This is a genomic window from Alicyclobacillus sp. CIJ1, assembly GCF_057538885.1.
This window is the reverse complement of sequence record NZ_BAAJPH010000137.1, coordinates 52,062-68,080: the sequence shown is the minus strand read 5'-3', so window position 1 is coordinate 68,080 and position 16,019 is coordinate 52,062. Positions and strand designations below refer to the sequence as shown.

The 16,019-nt window shown below is 64.6% G+C and carries 19 protein-coding genes; 2 read left to right on the top strand and 17 right to left on the bottom strand.

All coding sequences use genetic code 11. The features are described 5' to 3' along the window. Positions 1 to 35: 35 nt before the first annotated feature. The 9 genes from pyrE to lspA form a co-directional block, all read right to left on the bottom strand. The gene (pyrE, locus tag AC27E8_RS12755) at positions 36 to 695 is read right to left on the bottom strand and encodes an orotate phosphoribosyltransferase (RefSeq protein WP_014464061.1); all 660 of its coding nucleotides are present in this window, start codon (positions 693 to 695) and stop codon (positions 36 to 38) included. After that, complete coding sequence (gene pyrF / locus AC27E8_RS12750; RefSeq protein ID WP_487099639.1) at positions 688 to 1,443, bottom strand: orotidine-5'-phosphate decarboxylase; 756 nt, start codon at positions 1,441 to 1,443, stop codon at positions 688 to 690. Before pyrF ends, pyrE begins: the two co-directional genes overlap by 8 nt. Further along, on the bottom strand, positions 1,436 to 4,684 hold the full coding sequence (carB, locus tag AC27E8_RS12745) for a carbamoyl-phosphate synthase large subunit (protein ID WP_487099637.1): 3,249 nt from the start codon (positions 4,682 to 4,684) through the stop codon (positions 1,436 to 1,438). Before carB ends, pyrF begins: the two co-directional genes overlap by 8 nt. Next, positions 4,677 to 5,783, bottom strand: a complete 1,107-nt coding sequence (gene carA, locus AC27E8_RS12740) for a glutamine-hydrolyzing carbamoyl-phosphate synthase small subunit (RefSeq protein WP_041695096.1) — start codon at positions 5,781 to 5,783, stop codon at positions 4,677 to 4,679. The genes carB and carA overlap by 8 nt, the downstream gene beginning before the upstream one ends. Continuing rightward, positions 5,780 to 7,075, bottom strand: a complete 1,296-nt coding sequence (locus AC27E8_RS12735; protein WP_487099635.1) for a dihydroorotase — start codon at positions 7,073 to 7,075, stop codon at positions 5,780 to 5,782. Before AC27E8_RS12735 ends, carA begins: the two co-directional genes overlap by 4 nt. Further along, positions 7,072 to 8,004 (bottom strand): aspartate carbamoyltransferase, encoded by a 933-nt coding sequence (gene pyrB / locus AC27E8_RS12730; RefSeq protein ID WP_487099690.1) that lies wholly within the window; start codon positions 8,002 to 8,004, stop codon positions 7,072 to 7,074. Before pyrB ends, AC27E8_RS12735 begins: the two co-directional genes overlap by 4 nt. Before the next feature lie 17 nt (positions 8,005 to 8,021). After that, entirely contained in the window at positions 8,022 to 8,555 is a 534-nt protein-coding gene (pyrR, locus tag AC27E8_RS12725; protein WP_487099633.1) for a bifunctional pyr operon transcriptional regulator/uracil phosphoribosyltransferase PyrR, read from the bottom strand. A gap of 198 nt (positions 8,556 to 8,753) precedes the next feature. Then, a complete protein-coding gene (locus AC27E8_RS12720) occupies positions 8,754 to 9,698 on the bottom strand; it encodes an RluA family pseudouridine synthase (protein ID WP_487099631.1) in 945 nt (314 codons plus the stop codon). A gap of 15 nt (positions 9,699 to 9,713) precedes the next feature. Then, positions 9,714 to 10,184 carry a signal peptidase II gene (gene lspA / locus AC27E8_RS12715; RefSeq protein WP_014464053.1) on the bottom strand — a complete coding sequence of 157 codons (471 nt, stop codon included), beginning with the start codon at positions 10,182 to 10,184 and terminating at the stop codon, positions 9,714 to 9,716. A gap of 92 nt (positions 10,185 to 10,276) precedes the next feature. On the opposite strand from lspA, the gene comA reads away from it, so the two are divergent. Beyond that, positions 10,277 to 11,104: a phosphosulfolactate synthase gene (gene comA / locus AC27E8_RS12710; protein WP_487099629.1), complete on the top strand. Its 828-nt coding sequence runs from the start codon at positions 10,277 to 10,279 to the stop codon at positions 11,102 to 11,104. Here the strand turns inward: comA and AC27E8_RS12705 are convergent. Further along, positions 11,089 to 11,730 (bottom strand): TraR/DksA C4-type zinc finger protein, encoded by a 642-nt coding sequence (locus AC27E8_RS12705; protein ID WP_487099628.1) that lies wholly within the window; start codon positions 11,728 to 11,730, stop codon positions 11,089 to 11,091. The genes comA and AC27E8_RS12705 overlap by 16 nt on opposite strands. A gap of 12 nt (positions 11,731 to 11,742) precedes the next feature. Further along, complete coding sequence (locus tag AC27E8_RS12700; protein WP_014464050.1) at positions 11,743 to 12,057, bottom strand: DUF5665 domain-containing protein; 315 nt, start codon at positions 12,055 to 12,057, stop codon at positions 11,743 to 11,745. A gap of 154 nt (positions 12,058 to 12,211) precedes the next feature. Here AC27E8_RS12700 and AC27E8_RS12695 point away from each other — a divergent pair, with 154 nt between their 5' ends. Then, the gene (locus AC27E8_RS12695) at positions 12,212 to 12,406 is read left to right on the top strand and encodes a hypothetical protein (RefSeq protein ID WP_487099626.1); all 195 of its coding nucleotides are present in this window, start codon (positions 12,212 to 12,214) and stop codon (positions 12,404 to 12,406) included. Between the two features lie 48 nt (positions 12,407 to 12,454). On the opposite strand, the gene AC27E8_RS12690 is transcribed toward AC27E8_RS12695, so the two are convergent. The 6 genes from AC27E8_RS12690 to AC27E8_RS12665 form a co-directional block, all read right to left on the bottom strand. Further along, positions 12,455 to 12,961 (bottom strand): DivIVA domain-containing protein, encoded by a 507-nt coding sequence (locus AC27E8_RS12690; RefSeq protein ID WP_014464049.1) that lies wholly within the window; start codon positions 12,959 to 12,961, stop codon positions 12,455 to 12,457. Positions 12,962 to 13,070: 109 nt separating this feature from the next. Then, positions 13,071 to 13,838: a YlmH/Sll1252 family protein gene (locus tag AC27E8_RS12685; protein WP_487099625.1), complete on the bottom strand. Its 768-nt coding sequence runs from the start codon at positions 13,836 to 13,838 to the stop codon at positions 13,071 to 13,073. Between the two features lie 13 nt (positions 13,839 to 13,851). After that, on the bottom strand, positions 13,852 to 14,133 hold the full coding sequence (locus AC27E8_RS12680; protein WP_487099623.1) for a YggT family protein: 282 nt from the start codon (positions 14,131 to 14,133) through the stop codon (positions 13,852 to 13,854). A 12-nt stretch (positions 14,134 to 14,145) separates the two neighbouring features. Next, complete coding sequence (locus AC27E8_RS12675; protein ID WP_487099621.1) at positions 14,146 to 14,835, bottom strand: YggS family pyridoxal phosphate-dependent enzyme; 690 nt, start codon at positions 14,833 to 14,835, stop codon at positions 14,146 to 14,148. Positions 14,836 to 14,838: 3 nt separating this feature from the next. Next, the gene (gene pgeF / locus AC27E8_RS12670) at positions 14,839 to 15,627 is read right to left on the bottom strand and encodes a peptidoglycan editing factor PgeF (protein WP_487099619.1); all 789 of its coding nucleotides are present in this window, start codon (positions 15,625 to 15,627) and stop codon (positions 14,839 to 14,841) included. Between the two features lie 47 nt (positions 15,628 to 15,674). After that, positions 15,675 to 15,971 (bottom strand): YlmC/YmxH family sporulation protein, encoded by a 297-nt coding sequence (locus tag AC27E8_RS12665; protein ID WP_014464044.1) that lies wholly within the window; start codon positions 15,969 to 15,971, stop codon positions 15,675 to 15,677. Positions 15,972 to 16,019: the final 48 nt, after the last annotated feature.

The following is a 16,019-nucleotide window of genomic DNA, read 5'->3' as shown; positions in this document are numbered from 1 at the left end:
ATATCGCCCAAGGACCGCCTGTCTGCAGCGTGATATCAGAGTCCGTACGTATCGGGAGACTTGCGCCAGCGCATGAGAAGCGCCACGTCCGACTCCTGGATATCGCCGCGTTCGAGCGCCACCTGAATGAGCACTTCGTACGGCACCAGCCGATACGCGGGGATGCCGGTGTCCTCGGCGCGCTTGGTGGCGACGTCGAAGTCGTATGACAGAATGGTGAGGATGGCCATCACGTCCACCCCCGCGTCCCGAAGGGCCTGGGCGGCCTGATACGCGGACCGTCCCGTCGACAGGGTGTCCTCGATGACGACGGCCTTCATCCCGGGACGCGCGTAGCCTTCAATCTGTTTGCCCCGGCCGTGCGCCTTCGGCTCGGAGCGCACGTACGCGCATGGCAGACCCAGGCGATCCGCCAGCATGGCGGCGTGCGGGATGCCTCCCGTCGCGGCGCCTGCGATGAGTTCTACCGCGGGCAGCTCGTAGTCGATGATCGACTCAAAACCGGAAACGACCTGGCTGCGAAGCAGCGGATATCCGAGGATGAGGCGGTTGTCGCAGTAGATGGGGGAACGCCAGCCGCTCGACCAGGTGAACGGCTGATGCGGCCTCAGTTCCACCGCGCCGATTTGCAGAAGTCCCCTCGCGATGGTGTATGAAAGGTCGTCGTACTCGACGGTGAACGTCGGTTCACTCATGCGTCAATCCCTCCCTCACGGAACGAAGGTAGCGCGCCAAGGCGGCGACGGGATCGTCCGCCTCCGTCACCGCTCGCCCGAGGACCAGGCGCGTGGCTCCGTGCCGGATGGCCGCATCGGGCGACATCACGCGAGCCTGATCGTGCACCCGGTCGCCCGCGAGGCGGATGCCCGGCACCACGCGCTCGAAGGAGGGGGTGACCACGTCGCGGAGCATCTCCAACTCCTGGGCCGAGCAGACCACGCCGTCGAGCCCCGCCTGCTCGGCCATCTGCGCCAGCCGGCGCACCCACGCAGACGAGGTCGTGCCGACGCCCATCCCCTCAAGATCCGCGTCTGTCAAACTTGTGAGCACGGTCACCCCCACGAGAAGCGGGCGATGGGGCGATCCGTCCACGGCCTCGCGCGCTGCCGCGAGCATCTTGAGGCCGCCCGACGCGTGCACGTTCACCATTTCAATGGGATACTGCGCGATGGCCCGAAGCGCGCCGGCGACGGTGTTCGGGATGTCGTGCAGCTTGACATCGAGAAACACCCGCAAATTCAGCTTCAGCAGGGCCTCCACGAGGCGCATGCCCGCTCGGTGAAACAGCTCCAGCCCCACCTTGTAGCCGTCCACCACGGGCGACAGGCGATCGACGAAGTCCAACGCGCGCTCCTCCGAGTCCACGTCCAGCGCGACGTAGATGCGCCTGCGCGCTTCGTCGTACGCGGGCGAGGCGAGCTCCTGCATCAGCGCCTCAGTCACCGTCGCCACCTCCCTGCCCTGGGACCGGATCGCCCAGCGCCATGGTCTGGAAGTGAATGAGCTTCATGATGTCGAGCACGGATCGGACCGTGTCGAGCGAGGTCAAGCACGGCACCCCGTGCTCGACGGCCGTCCGCCGGATGCGGAAGCCGTCCCGCTCGGGTTTGAGACCCTTGGTGAGCGTGTTGATGACAAGCTGGATCTTGCCCTGCCGGATGTCGTCCGCGAGATTGGGCGTGCCCTGCGCCAGCTTGTTCACGACGCGCACCTCAAGGCCGCGATCGCGCAGGTATTTCGCCGTGCCCTCGGTCGCCGCGAGCCGATAGCCGAGGCGCGCGAACTCGCGCAGCAGCGGGTACGCCTCCGGCTTATCTTTGTCCGCAATGGTCGCGAGCACCGTCCCGTGCGCCGGGATCGCAATTCCGGAGGCAATGAGCCCCTTGTACAGCGCCTTTTCGTAGACGAGATCGCGCCCCATGACCTCACCCGTCGACTTCATCTCGGGGCCGAGACTGATATCGACCTGGTGAAGCTTCGCAAACGAGAACACGGGCACCTTGACCGCCACGGCGGGCGACTCTGGCACGCGCCCGCTGGTATAGCCGAGATCCGCCAACCTGCCGCCACAGACCGCATGCATGGCGAGTTGGACCATGGGCACGCCGGTCACCTTGGAGAGGAACGGCACGGTGCGCGACGACCTTGGATTCACCTCGATGACCTCCACCTGTCCGTCGTGCACGATGAACTGCACGTTCATGAGCCCCTTCACGTTGAGGCTTTGCGCGATGCGAATGGTGTGATCCTCGATGATCCGCTTCACGTCCTCCGTCAGGTTCTGCGGCGGATACACGGCAATGGAGTCCCCCGAGTGCACGCCCGCACGCTCGATGTGCTCCATGATGCCCGGGATGATCACCGTCTCGCCGTCCGAGATGGCGTCGACCTCCGCCTCAATGCCGTTCACGTACCGGTCGACGAGCACCGGGTGCTGCTGCGACACCTCCACCGCTTCCTCCATATATTGGAGAAGCTCGTTGGTGTTCGTGATGATCTGCATCGCGCGCCCGCCGAGGACGTACGAGGGGCGCACGAGCACCGGATAGCCAATCGACTCCGCCGCCTCGACCGCCGCCTCGACGGTGGTGACCGTTCGGCCCTCTGGGCGCTGAATCCCCAGCTGCGTGAGCAGCGCGTCAAACTTCTCGCGGTCCTCCGCGGCGTCGATGCTCTCGCGGGAGGTGCCGAAGATCCGCACGCCCGCGTCCGCCAGCGGCCCCGCCAGATTGATGGCCGTCTGTCCGCCGAACTGGACGATCACGCCCTCCGGCTGCTCCCGATCGATCACGTTCAGCACGTCCTCCACGTCGAGCGGCTCGAAATACAGCCGGTCCGACGTGCTGAAGTCCGTCGAAACGGTCTCCGGGTTGTTGTTGATGACGACTGCCTCGTAGCCTTCCCGCTGCAGCGCCCACACCGCGTGCACCGTGCAGTAGTCGAATTCAATGCCCTGGCCGATGCGGATAGGCCCAGAACCAAGCACCACCATCTTCTTGCGCGGGCTCGTCTCGACCTCGTCCTCCCGCTCATACGTGCTGTAGTAATAAGGCGTGGAAGCCGCGAACTCCCCGGCGCAGGTGTCCACCATCTTGTACACCGGGACAATGCCTCGTTTTTTTCGCCATGCGCGGATAGCCATCGCATCCGCCTGGAGGAGACGAGCGAGCTCGCGGTCCGGAAACCCGTTTCGCTTCGCCTCGTGAATGAGTTCCCGGTGCTCGTCCAGCACCTGCTCGATGGGCAGGCGCGGGTTGGCAACCGCGGCAATGCGCTGCTCCAGGTCCACCAGGGCCTCCAAATGCCACAGGAACCAGCGGTCGATCTTCGACCAATCGTGGATCTGTTCCACCGACACGCCCCGGCGCAGCGCCTCAGCGATGGCAAACAGGCGATCGTCGTCAGCCACGCGAATCTTTTTCTCAATCTCGAGGTTCGACCACTTGTCCGACTGCTTCGTCCATAGGCTGTAGGCGCCGATTTCCAGGCTGCGAACCGCCTTGAGCAGCGACTCGCCGAACGTGCGGCCGATGGCCATCACCTCGCCCGTCGCCTTCATCTGGGTGCCGAGGGACCGATTCGCGCTCCGGAACTTGTCGAATGGCCAGCGCGGGATCTTCGTGACGATGTAGTCCAAGGCCGGCTCGAACGCGGCGTACGAATCCTGCGTGACCGGATTTTTCAGTTCCGCAAGCCGGTATCCGACGGCGATCTTCGTGGCGATCCGCGCGATGGGATACCCCGTGGCCTTCGAAGCCAATGCGCTCGAGCGGCTGACGCGCGGATTGACCTCAATCACATAGTAGCGCGACGAGTGGGGATCGAGCGCAAGCTGCACGTTGCACCCGCCCTGAATGCCGAGCGCGTGAATGATCTGGAGGCTCGCGTCGCGCAGCATCTGGTACTCTTCGTCCGAGAGCGTCTGGCTCGGCGCCACGACGATGGAGTCACCCGTGTGCACCCCGACGGGATCCATGTTCTCCATGTTGCACACGACGATGGCCGTGCCGTCGGCGTCGCGCATGACCTCGTACTCAATCTCCTTGAAGCCCGCGATGCTCTGCTCCACAAGCACCTGGTGAATCGGCGAGAGCGTGAGTCCGCGCTCCACAATTTCGTGATATTCGCGCCAGTTGGAGGCAATCCCGCCCCCCGTTCCGCCGAGCGTGTACGCAGGCCGGATGATGATGGGAAAGCCGACTTCCTCCGCGAACGCGTCCGCCTCCGCCTGGTTTCTCACGATGGCGCTGCGCGGCACGGGCTGGCCGATCTCCTGCATGAGCTGGCGGAACTTCTCGCGATCCTCGGCCTTTTGAATGGCCTCAAGCGGCGTGCCGAGGAGTTCAACCCCCTCTGCCTCGAGAACGCCGGCCTCCGCGAGCTGCACGGCCATGTTCAGGCCCGTTTGACCGCCAAGCGTGGCGAGCAGGCCGTCCGGCCGCTCCTTCCGGATGATCTGCGTGACGAAATCGAGCGTGATGGGCTCGATGTACACCCGATCCGCCATGTGCTCGTCGGTCATGATGGTGGCGGGGTTCGAGTTGACGAGCACAACCTCGTAGCCCTCTTCCTTCAGCGCCTGGCAAGCCTGCGTGCCCGCGTAGTCGAACTCGGCCGCCTGGCCAATGACAATCGGCCCTGACCCGATGACCATGATCTTGCGAATGTCCGTCCGCTTAGGCATGCGCAAACCGCCCCTCTCTCACGCGCGTCATGAGGTCGATGAACTCGTCAAACAAGTAGCGGGCATCGCTCGGCCCCGGCCTCGACTCCGGATGATACTGCACGCAGAAAACGGGTTCGTGTCGGTGCACCAGCCCCTCTACCGTGCCGTCGTTCAGATTGACGTGCGTGAGCTCGAGCGGCGTCCCGCGGAGCGAGTCCGCATCGACGACATACCCGTGGTTTTGGGACGTGATGTCCACGCGGCCCGTCCGAAGGTCTTTCACCGGATGGTTCGCGCCGCGGTGGCCGAACTTCAGCTTGCGCGTCTTGGCGCCGCACGCGAGGGCAATGAGCTGATGCCCTAGGCAGATGCCGAAGATGGGCACCTTGCCGATGAGGCCGCGAAGCGCCTCCACCGCGTAAGGCGCGTCCTCCGGGTTGCCCGGGCCGTTCGACAGCATCACGCCGTGCGGCTTCCAGCGAAGCACGTCCTCCGCCGTCGACGTGGCCGGCACGACAATCACGTCGCATCCGCGCTCCAGCAAGGAGCGGAGGATCCCCGCCTTCATCCCGTAATCGATGAGCACAACGCGGTGCCCAGGCCCCGGCGCGCGGTACACGGTTTGCGTGGTCACCCGCTTGACCGCATCCGGCACCAGCGCCTCGTCCATGCGCGCAAGAAGCGATTCCACCGGCACATCCTCCGTGGTGACGACTCCCGGCATCGCCCCCACCGTCCGGATGGCCTTCGTCAGCTCGCGCGTGTCAATCCCGGCGATCCCGACGATGTCGTGCTGCACCAGGTACGACTCCAGCTTGTCTACCAGCTTGTGATGAGACGGCCACTCGCAGAACGTCCTCACCGCAAATCCGCGCACGTGCGGATGGCGGCTCTCGACGTCGTCTACGTTCACGCCGTAATTGCCAATGAGCGGGTACGTCATGGTGACGATCTGCCCGTAATACGACGGATCCGTCAAAATTTCCTGATATCCCGTCATGCCCGTGTTGAACACGACCTCGCCGAACCGGGTGCCCGTGGCGCCGAAGTGCACGCCTTCAAACACGAGGCCGTTCTTCAGCACCAGCCGGGCCCTTCTCCGACCGTTCAGCATCATGACAACCGCTCCTCTCCCTCGCGAAAAATCACGCGCCCCGCACGAATCGTCTCGATCACCTTGCCGACCACCGACTGCCCAGCAAACGGCGTATTCCTGCCTTTCGTGTACAATGCGCTCGGGTCGATGGTCCATCGCCTGCCGAGATCCACCAGCACCAGGTCCGCCCGCGCGCCTGGGCGAATCTGGCCGCCTTCAAGCCCAAATAACCTGCAAGGCCGCTCGCTCATAGCCTCTACCAGCCGGCGCATCGGCACAAGCCCCTCGCACACGAGCCCCGTGTACAAGAGGGCAAACGCCATCTCGAGCCCCACCATGCCGAACGGGGCCTCGTCCATGCCCTTCGCTTTTTCGTCCGGGTGATGCGGCGCGTGATCGGTGGCGATGATGTCCAACGTTCCATCCGCGAACGCGGCAAGACACGCCCGCCGGTCCTCCTCGGATGCAAGCGGCGGATTCACCTTCCAATTGGCGTCCGCGCTCTGGATGTCCCGCTCCGACAAGAGCAGGTGATGCGGCGTCACTTCCGCTGTCACGCGGATGCCACGACGCTTTCCAAATTGCACGAGGGCAGCGGACGCCTCGCGGCTCACGTGGCAGACGTGCAGGTGCGCGCCTGTCTCTTCCGCGAGGAGGATGTCTCGCGCAATCATTGCCGCCTCCGCGCTCCCTGGCTGCGCCGTCGTGCCGAGCCGCGCGGCCGCCCGCTCATGGAGCGCCCCCCCGCGCGAGATGGATTCGTCCTCCGCATGGATCATCGCGGGTTTGCCGAGGGCGGCGAGCTTGGTCAACGCCTCCCGCATCAGCCCGCCGTCCTGTACGCCGCGGCCGTCGTCGGAAAACCCGAGCGCGCCCGCTTTTGCGAGCGCCTCGTAATCCGCGAGCGCCTCGCCTTCCTGATCCAATGTCAGGCAGGCGATGGGATGCACCTCAGCCTTGCCGATGGCCTCTCCTCGGCGGATGATATCCTCCACGATCTCGGCACGCGCGATGGGAGGCTGGGTGTTCGGCATGCACGCTACCTGCGTGAACCCGCCGGCCGCGGCGGCCTGCAAGCCACTCGCGAGGGTCTCCTTGTGCGTGAGGCCGGGATCGCGCAAGTGGACGTGCACGTCGACGAAGCCAGGCAACACGCACAAACCGCGGATGGAACGCACCTCGTCCGCGCGGATGGCGGACGGGTGCCCAACGGCCACAATCTCGCCCGTCTCGGTGTCGAACGCCACGCTCGCTTCCATGAAATCGCCGAGGCCCGAGTCCCACACGCGCCCGCCGTCCCATCGAATCCTCATCGCCGCTCGCCTCCCAGCATGGCGTCGAGAAGCGCCATGCGCATGTAGAGTCCATTTTCCACCTGCCGGAAGTACGCCGCCCGGACATCCTCGTCCACCTCGGGCGCGATTTCCCCGACGCGAGGAAGCGGATGCAGGATCCGCGCGTGATCGGGCAAGAGCGCCAGGTGGTCCTTGGTGAGGGCATACAGGCTGGCTGCGTTGGGATCCACCTCGCCGGTCAGCCGCTCGAACTGAATGCGCGTCTGGTAGACCACGTCCGCGCCGCGGATGGCCGACGCGAGATCCGGCGCCCGCTCGAGCGAGAGGCCCGAGGCGGCAAGTTCGCTGGCGAGATCGTCCGGCAAGCCGAGCGGCGCCGGGTGAAAGAGGCGAACCCGCACGCCGGGGAACTTGGCCAAAAGCCGAAGCAGCGAGTGGACCGTGCGGCCGTACTTGAGATCGCCCATCACCGCGACGGTGAGATGTTCGATCCGGCCGAGCTCGCGCCAGATGGTGTACACGTCGAGCAGCGCCTGCGTCGGGTGCTCCCCGCTTCCGGCGCCGGCATTCACGATGGGCACGGGCGAGAAGCGCGCGGCCCGATCGAGTTCGTGCGGATCGTGGTGGCGAATGACGATGGCGTCGGCGTAACAGCCTACGACGCGAAACACGTCCTCAAGTGTCTCGCCCTTCTTCGACGACGACGACTCGCGCGCGTTCTCGGCCCCCACGACGCTGCCGCCGAGACGGAGGACCGCGGATTCAAACGAGAGCCGCGTGCGCGTGGACGGCTCGTAGAACAGCGTCGCAACAATCTTGCCCTGAAGTCGCGTCCGAGCCTCTTCACGGTCCAAGCCGCGGAGCCACTCAGCGCGTTCCATCAACTCCCATACCAGCGGCACATCGAACTGGTTCACGGTCAACGCGTGAAACACCGCGCCTCGCATGTTCACCGCCACCGCCCTCACGCCCTTCCTTCCGCAATCCAGACGCCGTCCACCCCGTCCACTTCCGCCAGGCGGACAATGACCTGCTCGTCTCGCGCCGTCGGAACGTTTTTCCCCACAAAGTCAGGCCGAATGGGAAGCTCCCGATGGCCGCGGTCCACGAGCGTCGCGAGCTGCACGCACCGCGCGCGGCCCGCACGCATCATGGCGTCGAGCGCGGCCCTCACCGTCCGGCCCGTGTACAGCACGTCGTCCACCAGAATCACCTTGCGATCCGCCACGTCGATGTTTGGCGCGGGCGCCTCGGGCGACGCGGTCCGGTCGCGATCGTCCCGGTACGGGCGGGGATCCAGCCGGTGGCACGGCACCCTCTGTCCCTCAATCTCGAACAGCTTCCGCCCGAGCCGCTCCGCCAGGATGGCGCCGCGCGTGACGATCCCGACGAGCACGAGGTCGTCGAGCCCCTTGTTGCGCTCGAGGATCTCGTGCGCCATGCGGGTGAGCGATCTGCGCATCGCCGCTTCGTCCATAATCTGCGTCTTTTGAGCCACAGCCTTCCCTCCTCGGCACCGCTCTCGTCGGCACGAAAAAAGGCCGCCTCTCCGCGAGAGGTGGCCTTAGCCCGGAAGACGCGCCACGCGTGCGCCATTCTCCCAACACGTCCGACTCCTTACCAACCTCACGGGATTGGTTTAAAGGCAGTGTCCATCTTCAGTTCGAAAGTAGACTATCAGTTCGGGCGAAGGGTGTCAAGCTCCGATTCGCCCCTGGCGCAACCCCTCAAGGAGCCAGGCCATGTCGGAGGGCACGGCGCTCTCGAACCGAAGGCGACGACCGTCCGGATGCGTGAAGCCGAGCGTCCGCGCGTGGAGCGCCTGGCCGTCGATAGGCAGCGTGTGGCGAGGACCGTAGACGGGATCGCCCGCGATGGGATGACCGATGGCCGCGAGGTGGACGCGGATCTGATGCGTGCGGCCCGTCTCCAGCCGCAGGCGGAGGTACGAATAGTTCGCAAACAGCTCGAGGACCTCGAAGTGCGTGACGGCGCGCTTGCCCCCTTGGCGGACGGCCATCCGCTGGCGATCCGCCGGATCCCGCGCGATGGGCATGTCGATGGTGCCCTCGCGGTGCGGCAGGCGGCCGTGCGCGATGGCCACGTACTCCCGCTCGACATCGTGCGCCCGAAACGCCTGGACCAACGTGCGATAGGCCCGATCCGACTTGGCAAACACGACGAGCCCGCTCGTGTCCTTGTCGATCCGGTGCACGACGCCCGGCCTCATCGCGCCCGCGAGCGTACAGAGCGAGGTGCCGCGCGCCAAGAGGCCATTCACCAGCGTGCCCCGCAAGTGGCCCGCCCCCGGGTGTACCACGACGCCGCGCGGCTTGTCCACCACGATGACGTCGTCGTCCTCGTAGGCGACGACAAACGGCACGCCCTCATCCGGCACAAGCTCCAGCGGCTCCTCTTCCGGCACGTCCACCTCGTAGAGGTCGCCCGCCTCAACCGGTTCACTCGCCTTGAGCCGCCCAGGGCGCGCGCGACGGATCAACCCATCATCAAGCCAGCGCTGCACCTGCGTCCGCGAGACCTCAATGTCGTCTTCCTGCAACCTGTCAGTCAGCCATCGGTCGAGCCGCTCGCCCGCGTCCTCCGCACTCACCTCATATTGAACGTGGATGGCCGGTCTCATGGTGTCCTCCTTCAATCAGTCGCGGGCATCATGTCCGCCTCGGAACGTGGAGAGGATGAGGAGCACGACGCCGATGTCGATGGAGGCGTCCGCGAGGTTGAAGACGGGAAAATGAATGGTGTAGAAGTACACATAGTCGGTGACCGTATGGGTCGGGGAAAAGACGCGATCCACCATATTGCCGAGCGCCCCGCCGAGCAAGAGCCCAAGTCCCACTTGCGCCAAGGCGCTCAGCTGAAAGCGCGTGTTCACCACGACCACGGCCGCCACGACTGCAATGGCCACGAGGACAAAGAGCCAAACTTGATGCGGCAACAGGCTGAAGGCAGCACCCGGATTCTGAAGGTGCGTGAACTCGACCACGCCAGGGATGACCACGACGGCGCTGCCGATGGCCAACTTCGCCCGCACGAGCTGTTTGATCCATTGGTCGGCAATGAGCACCACCAGGCCGACCACGTACAAGATCCACTTCTGTTTCCCCACTCGACCCGTCTCCCCGCCGGCTGACAGCCTGCACCCTCGGAAGCCGCCGTCGCATACCGTGAAAAGGCGGCACGTGAAGGGGTGTGAATACGGTGATTGTACCAGAGGGCGGCGCCTTCTCACAATGGATTGCCCCACCGCTCGGCGTGCGGAGCGGGAAGCCCCGCACGAGCGGGATCACCATGGTGATTGACAAGGGTCTGAGTTTGGCCGAGACGGAGTCCCTCCTGTCGATGGCGGCGCCCATCATCGATGTGCTCAAGCTCGGATTTGGGACGAGCGCCGTATACCCCGAGCACATCCTCAGATCCAAACTCCAGCGCGCAGCGGAACAGGGCGTCATGGCATGCCCCGGCGGGACCTTGGGCGAGGTGGCGTGGACGCAAGGCGTATTCGCCGAATACCTCCTGCGCTGTCGCGAGCTCGGGTTTCAGGCCATGGAAATCTCGGACGGCACTATCGACCTGCCGCCAGATCATCGCACAAAGGCCATTGCGGCGGCCAAGCGCGTGTTTCCCCTCGTCATTACGGAGGTGGGTAAAAAGCTGAGTCACGACGTGGACCTTGTGCGCTGCGCAGAGGGCGTTCTGCGGGATCTCGAAGCCGGCGCCGATTATGTGATCCTCGAGGGGCGCGAATCCGGCGAAGGTGTCGGCATTTACGATCCCGGTGGCAAAGTACTCGACGACGCCTTAACGGTGTTCGTCGACGCGTTGCCCCCTGATGCGCGGAGCCGCGTCATCTGGGAAGCGCCAAAAAAATCCCAGCAAGTAGAACTCATTCGCCGCTTTGGCCCGGCCGTCAATCTGGGGAATGTCCCCCCGGCCGACGCCATCGCCGTCGAGTGCCTTCGCCTTGGCCTCCGGGCCGACACTTTCGTTCTCACACTCGAGAACCCTGAATGTCACGGTTCGTCGTAATCGGTGAGCAACTGGGCCGGGGACGGCAACGTCCGCCGATAGTCGTCCTCCGAAATGCGGTCCACCGACTCGACATACCCCGCATCGTCATCGAGGTCCGGCTCGTCGTAACGCGCAAGTCCCTGGACTGGGCGGTCATGGCGCAGAACGTCCTGAAGCGCGTCCTCCCCGTCGTACCCCGTCTCGTCTGCGCCGTCGCGATCGAACTGGCCGAACGAGGGCGCCAGCACGTCCTCCTCCACGGGGCGATGTGCTGACGCCTGCTTGGCCTCCACCTCCCGTTCGCAGTCCACGCATCGGCGAGCGGTCGGAACCGCCTCAAGCCGATCCGGCGGAATGGGGCGCCCGCAGGACTCGCACTGGCCATACGTTCCGTGTCGGATCCGCGAGAGCGCATCCTCCACGTCGGCAAGCGCTCGCTCGTCCCGCAGCCGTTCTCCGACCGCCTGACTGCGGAGCGCGAGTTCGCTGGCGACGTCCGCCGGGTGATTGTCATACATGGCGAGTTCCGAGAACTCGTCACGCATCGCGCTGCGGATGGAGGCAGACGTCTCGGCTCCGTTCAGGCGATCGATCAGGCGCTCCCGCGCTTTCTCCAGGCGGGCGCGAATGACATCCGTGTCCATGCTCGTCCCCCTTCAGTACGTGAACGCTCGAGCCCTGAGCTGCCCGTCCACGATTTGAACCAAATCCGCAATCCACTTCCCGATGACTGGGAGATTGAGAAGCTCGAGCTGTTGCAAGATGAGCACGACCAACCCTGCGATGACGGTGAAGCCGAGGCCGATGCCTAGGCCGCGAAAGATGCCGCCGATGAGATTGAGCAGCGCGAGCCGCCACGGCGTCTGCAGCAGATCGACGTACGCCGCGAAGTTCGCCCCTTCGAGGTATTCCGTCAGTCTGAGCAGTCCGAGGTGCGTGAGCGAGTGACGTCGTTTGCGCCGATGCCGCATCTTTCTCACCGTCCCGGCTGTGGATGATCTGCCGATAGTGTGCCCGGCCTCAGTGGATCCATGTCGGACATGTTCACCAGACTGTCATTGGTATCTCCGGCGGGTGTGTGTATGATGGAGATTGGCAGGGTTGTTTCGACTGGAGAGATGAATCATGCGCAGAACATGGCTGCTCGCCGCTTCCTGGGCCATTCTGTGGATTGGCATCACGTTGTTCGCCGCGTGCATCCTCGCCCGCGTTTGGCTGCAACTGGCGCTTCCCTACACCACCTATGTCGTGATCGACTCCTCGCTCGTGGCTTTCGGCCTCGCGCTCCTCTGGTACGCCGCGCGAAGCGAAAAAAAATAAGCCGACCACGCGGATCGGCCTGTCGAGGCGCACCTTTTCGTCCTTGGATTACGCGAAGTCGGGTTCAGCCGCCGCGACCTCGCGCCGTGCGAGCTCCCGCTCGAACGATTCCCAGTCGCCTGACTCCATCATCTCCAGTTGCGACTGGATGAGCGAGCGAAAACGCGCGCGGAAAATGGCGGCTTGCTTCTGCATCTCCTCCACCTCGAGTGCCACTTTTCGCGCCTTGTTGAGGGCTTCGCTGATGATCCGGTCCGCGTTCTTTTCCGCCTCCCGAATGATGAGCTGCGCTTCCTTCTTGGCGTTGTTCTTCAGCTCTTCCGCGGTCTCCTGCGCGACGAGAATGGACTTGCTCAGGCTTTCTTCAATGTTCTGGTAATGGGCCAATTTCTCGTTGAGCCGCGCAATCTCCTCTTCGAGCTGTTTGTTCTGTCGAATCAACGCTTCGTAATCCTGAATCACGCGTTCCAGGAAATCATCGACTTCATCCTCGTTGTACCCGCGCAGCGAGCGCCGGAACTCTTTATTGTGAATGTCGATGGGCGACAACGGCATGGCGAATCCCCCTCATCTCGACCACAGGCTTGTGAAGCCCTTGTTTGGGCGAAGGTTCGTCACCCTGCTATTCGACAGCAAGCGGCAAAATCCTTCACCACCGCCGCAGCTAGGGGCGAGATCGCAGGACACCGACCCGAACGATCCATCTGCCGCTTTTGGACTGGCCGACGGTCTCCAACACCCGCACGCGACCGAATCCCCTGACAGACAACACGTCGCCGGGACGCACCTCCGCGTCAGCCGGCGCCTCCGCGTGATTCAGTTCCACGCGGCCACTCGCGACAAGGGACTGCGCATCCTTGCGCGACATCCGACAAGCCTGCGCCACGACGGCATCCATACGCGGTGACATGACGAAAATCTCCCTGGGCTCGTATGGCGGAGGGGGTAGATTCGGGATGTCATGGACGACCTCCGCGACCACCGGCACGCTGCCGACGCGAGCCCAAGTCTCTTGTAGATAGCGCACGAGGGGTCGGGCGACGAACACATACGCTTGTGCGGGCGTGGAGATTGCGATGTCGCCCAACGACGCGCGCTTGAGTCCGAGGCCCAGGAGCGAACCCAGCACGTCTCCATGCGCAAAGGTTCCTTGCACTGCGACCACCTTGAGCGCTTGGATTTCGAAGTCTTCGGGACGCACCGGCCACGGCTCCGGCAAAAGCAGGAGCCGGACGCGCTCCGCGGCGTCGTATCCCCCGAACGCCTCGACGTGGATGCCCGCACCTCGGGCCACGCTTTCGGCGAGGTAGCGTTCGCGAGGCGTCAGAAAGTCGGTCAAATAGGGCGCGTAACTGTCCTGAACCTGCCGGACCCAATCCGAGGCGCGGCGGACCCAAGGCTGCTCCGACGCGCGTACCCATCCGAGCTCCATGGCGTGCGCCTCCTCAGCTCGTGGTCAACTGCGTCAATGTGGTATCCACACCCGCCTCGACGACCAAAAACACCACAACGGCCACGAGCCACGATACATCGACGGACGTCTGGCCCACGCGCAAGGGGCGAAGGTGACGCCGAAACACCCACAGATAGGGCTCGCAACAGGCGCGAATCCACCGGCCCACCCGGTATTCGGTCCAATCAGGCACCATCTGAATCAACGCGCCGGCCAAAAGCACCACGAAATAGACGGCGAACATCCACTCCACGGCGTCCGCCAAGCCGTCCATGTGTTCACCCCCTCATGGATTGACCAGCCTTCGTCCGATGCGGATCATCGTGGCTCCTTCCTCGACGGCCACCTCGAAGTCGTCGGACATCCCCATCGAAAGTTGATCCAGCGCTTCGAGCGACAGGCGTGTCCTCAGTTCGTGCAGCAGATCGCGAAGGCCCGCGAAGACGTCACGCACATCCTCGGGACACTCGGCGATGGGCGCCATGGTCATGAGCCCTCGGACCGCAAGCCCTGGAAGCTCGTGGGCGAGGCGGACGAGATGCGCTGCCTCCTCCGGCGCGACGCCATGCTTTTGCGACTCGCCGCTGATATTGACCTGGACCAGCACGTTCACGCCGACTCCCCGCCGCACCGCCTCCTGAGACAGCGCGTGCGCGAGTTCGGGCCGATCCAGCGAGTGAATCCATGCAAAGCGCGGGACGACATACTTGACCTTGTTGGTTTGAAGCGTGCCGATGAAATGCCATTCAAAGCGAGAGGCAGCAGGATGCGCGAGCTTGTCCCTCGCGATCTGCCAGCGGTTCTCGGCCGCATCTCGGATGCCTGCGTCGTGCAGCGCGGGCAAGACGTCTGGAGACGCCGTCTTGGTGACCGCCACAATGCGAACGCCCGCCGGATCGCGGCCCGCGCGGCGGCAGGCGTCCTCGACCCGCGCCCGCACATCCTCGACCCGCTGGCGCACAAATCCGTAATCCACCGGTCAGTCCCCCATCTCAAGCGCGATGACCGCCATCTGTCGCCCTGCGCGCTCGCCCTCGCGGCGGTGCGAGAACAGGTGGCCGTTTCGGCAGGACGTGCAGACGCCGGCGTCATAGACGTGATCTGGCTGGACCCCGCAAGCTTCAGCCGTCAGGCGGATGGCATGAGGCAGACTGAAGACATACTTCCCAGGGCGCCGAAATCTGGGCAACAGCGCTCGCTCAAGCGGCGTGTTTCGGACGTGGTCGGCCACCACGTCGTCTACTTCGTAACAGCACCGCCGAATGCACGGGCCAATGGCGACATGCAGATCCCCCGGGTTTGTCCCGTATTCGTCCCGCATGCGCTCAATGGCGCAGGCGACAATCTGTTGCACGGTGCCCCGCCATCCCGAGTGGCACGCGCCCACCGCGCGGCGGACGGGATCGTACAAGAGGACGGGCGCGCAGTCGGCGACGAGGATGGCAAGCGCGAGGCCGGGAACATCCGTGACCATCCCGTCTGCCTCGAAGGCGGAGTCCGTCGGCACATCGACGCGAATGACGCGATGGCCGTGCACCTGCCGCACCAGGCACAGCGCCTCCGCTTGCATACCCGCACTGCTGAGCATCCTTGCGCGGTTGGCGCGGGCTGCTTCCGGGCCCGCGAGGCGCGGCGACAGATCCGCATCCGTCAGCGGCCACGTGTCCAAATGGCGAAAGAAAAACATGGCACGCACGCCCGGGCCCGCAAACGGCGGGCGAATCCCGAGGCCGCCATGTTGCCCTATCACGTCCTTCAGCAAGCGCATCCCTCCGCCTTCTATCATACATCCATCCGGCTTCGCAGCGCCACGCATCAGTAGCCGCCCGTGCCGCGTTTGCCGGACTGCGGAGGGAGATAGTAGCCCGGTTCCCCAGGCGGGCGCAGATCCACGAGGATCACGTCCGCGCCAATTTTCACAATCTGGTTCCACGGAATGATGTAGTCCTGCGATCCGCCCACCATGCCGAAGAATTTCGACTGGCCGGGAATGACAATGGCGCGGATCAGCCCGCTGTCGAGGTCAATCTCCAAATCGCCGATGGTCCCGAGCCGCTTGCCGTCCTCGACGTTGACCACGTCCTTCGACTGAAGCTCCGAAATGCGCACCACGCCTATCCGCCTCCCATCGGTCCTACGCTCATCATATGACCGATGGCG

Coding starts and splice junctions, on each gene's coding strand:
- pyrE (WP_014464061.1), bottom strand. CDS start 695: ATGAGTGAACCGACGTTCACCGTCGAGTACGACGACCTTTCATACACC.
- carB (WP_487099637.1), bottom strand. CDS start 4,684: ATGCCTAAGCGGACGGACATTCGCAAGATCATGGTCATCGGGTCAGGG.
- carA (WP_041695096.1), bottom strand. CDS start 5,783: ATGATGCTGAACGGTCGGAGAAGGGCCCGGCTGGTGCTGAAGAACGGC.
- AC27E8_RS12735 (WP_487099635.1), bottom strand. CDS start 7,075: ATGAGGATTCGATGGGACGGCGGGCGCGTGTGGGACTCGGGCCTCGGC.
- pyrB (WP_487099690.1), bottom strand. CDS start 8,004: ATGCGAGGCGCGGTGTTTCACGCGTTGACCGTGAACCAGTTCGATGTG.
- AC27E8_RS12720 (WP_487099631.1), bottom strand. CDS start 9,698: ATGAGACCGGCCATCCACGTTCAATATGAGGTGAGTGCGGAGGACGCG.
- AC27E8_RS12705 (WP_487099628.1), bottom strand. CDS start 11,730: ATGGACACGGATGTCATTCGCGCCCGCCTGGAGAAAGCGCGGGAGCGC.
- AC27E8_RS12700 (WP_014464050.1), bottom strand. CDS start 12,057: ATGCGGCATCGGCGCAAACGACGTCACTCGCTCACGCACCTCGGACTG.
- AC27E8_RS12695 (WP_487099626.1), top strand. CDS start 12,212: ATGCGCAGAACATGGCTGCTCGCCGCTTCCTGGGCCATTCTGTGGATT.
- AC27E8_RS12690 (WP_014464049.1), bottom strand. CDS start 12,961: ATGCCGTTGTCGCCCATCGACATTCACAATAAAGAGTTCCGGCGCTCG.
- AC27E8_RS12685 (WP_487099625.1), bottom strand. CDS start 13,838: ATGGAGCTCGGATGGGTACGCGCGTCGGAGCAGCCTTGGGTCCGCCGC.
- AC27E8_RS12680 (WP_487099623.1), bottom strand. CDS start 14,133: ATGGACGGCTTGGCGGACGCCGTGGAGTGGATGTTCGCCGTCTATTTC.
- pgeF (WP_487099619.1), bottom strand. CDS start 15,627: ATGCGCTTGCTGAAGGACGTGATAGGGCAACATGGCGGCCTCGGGATT.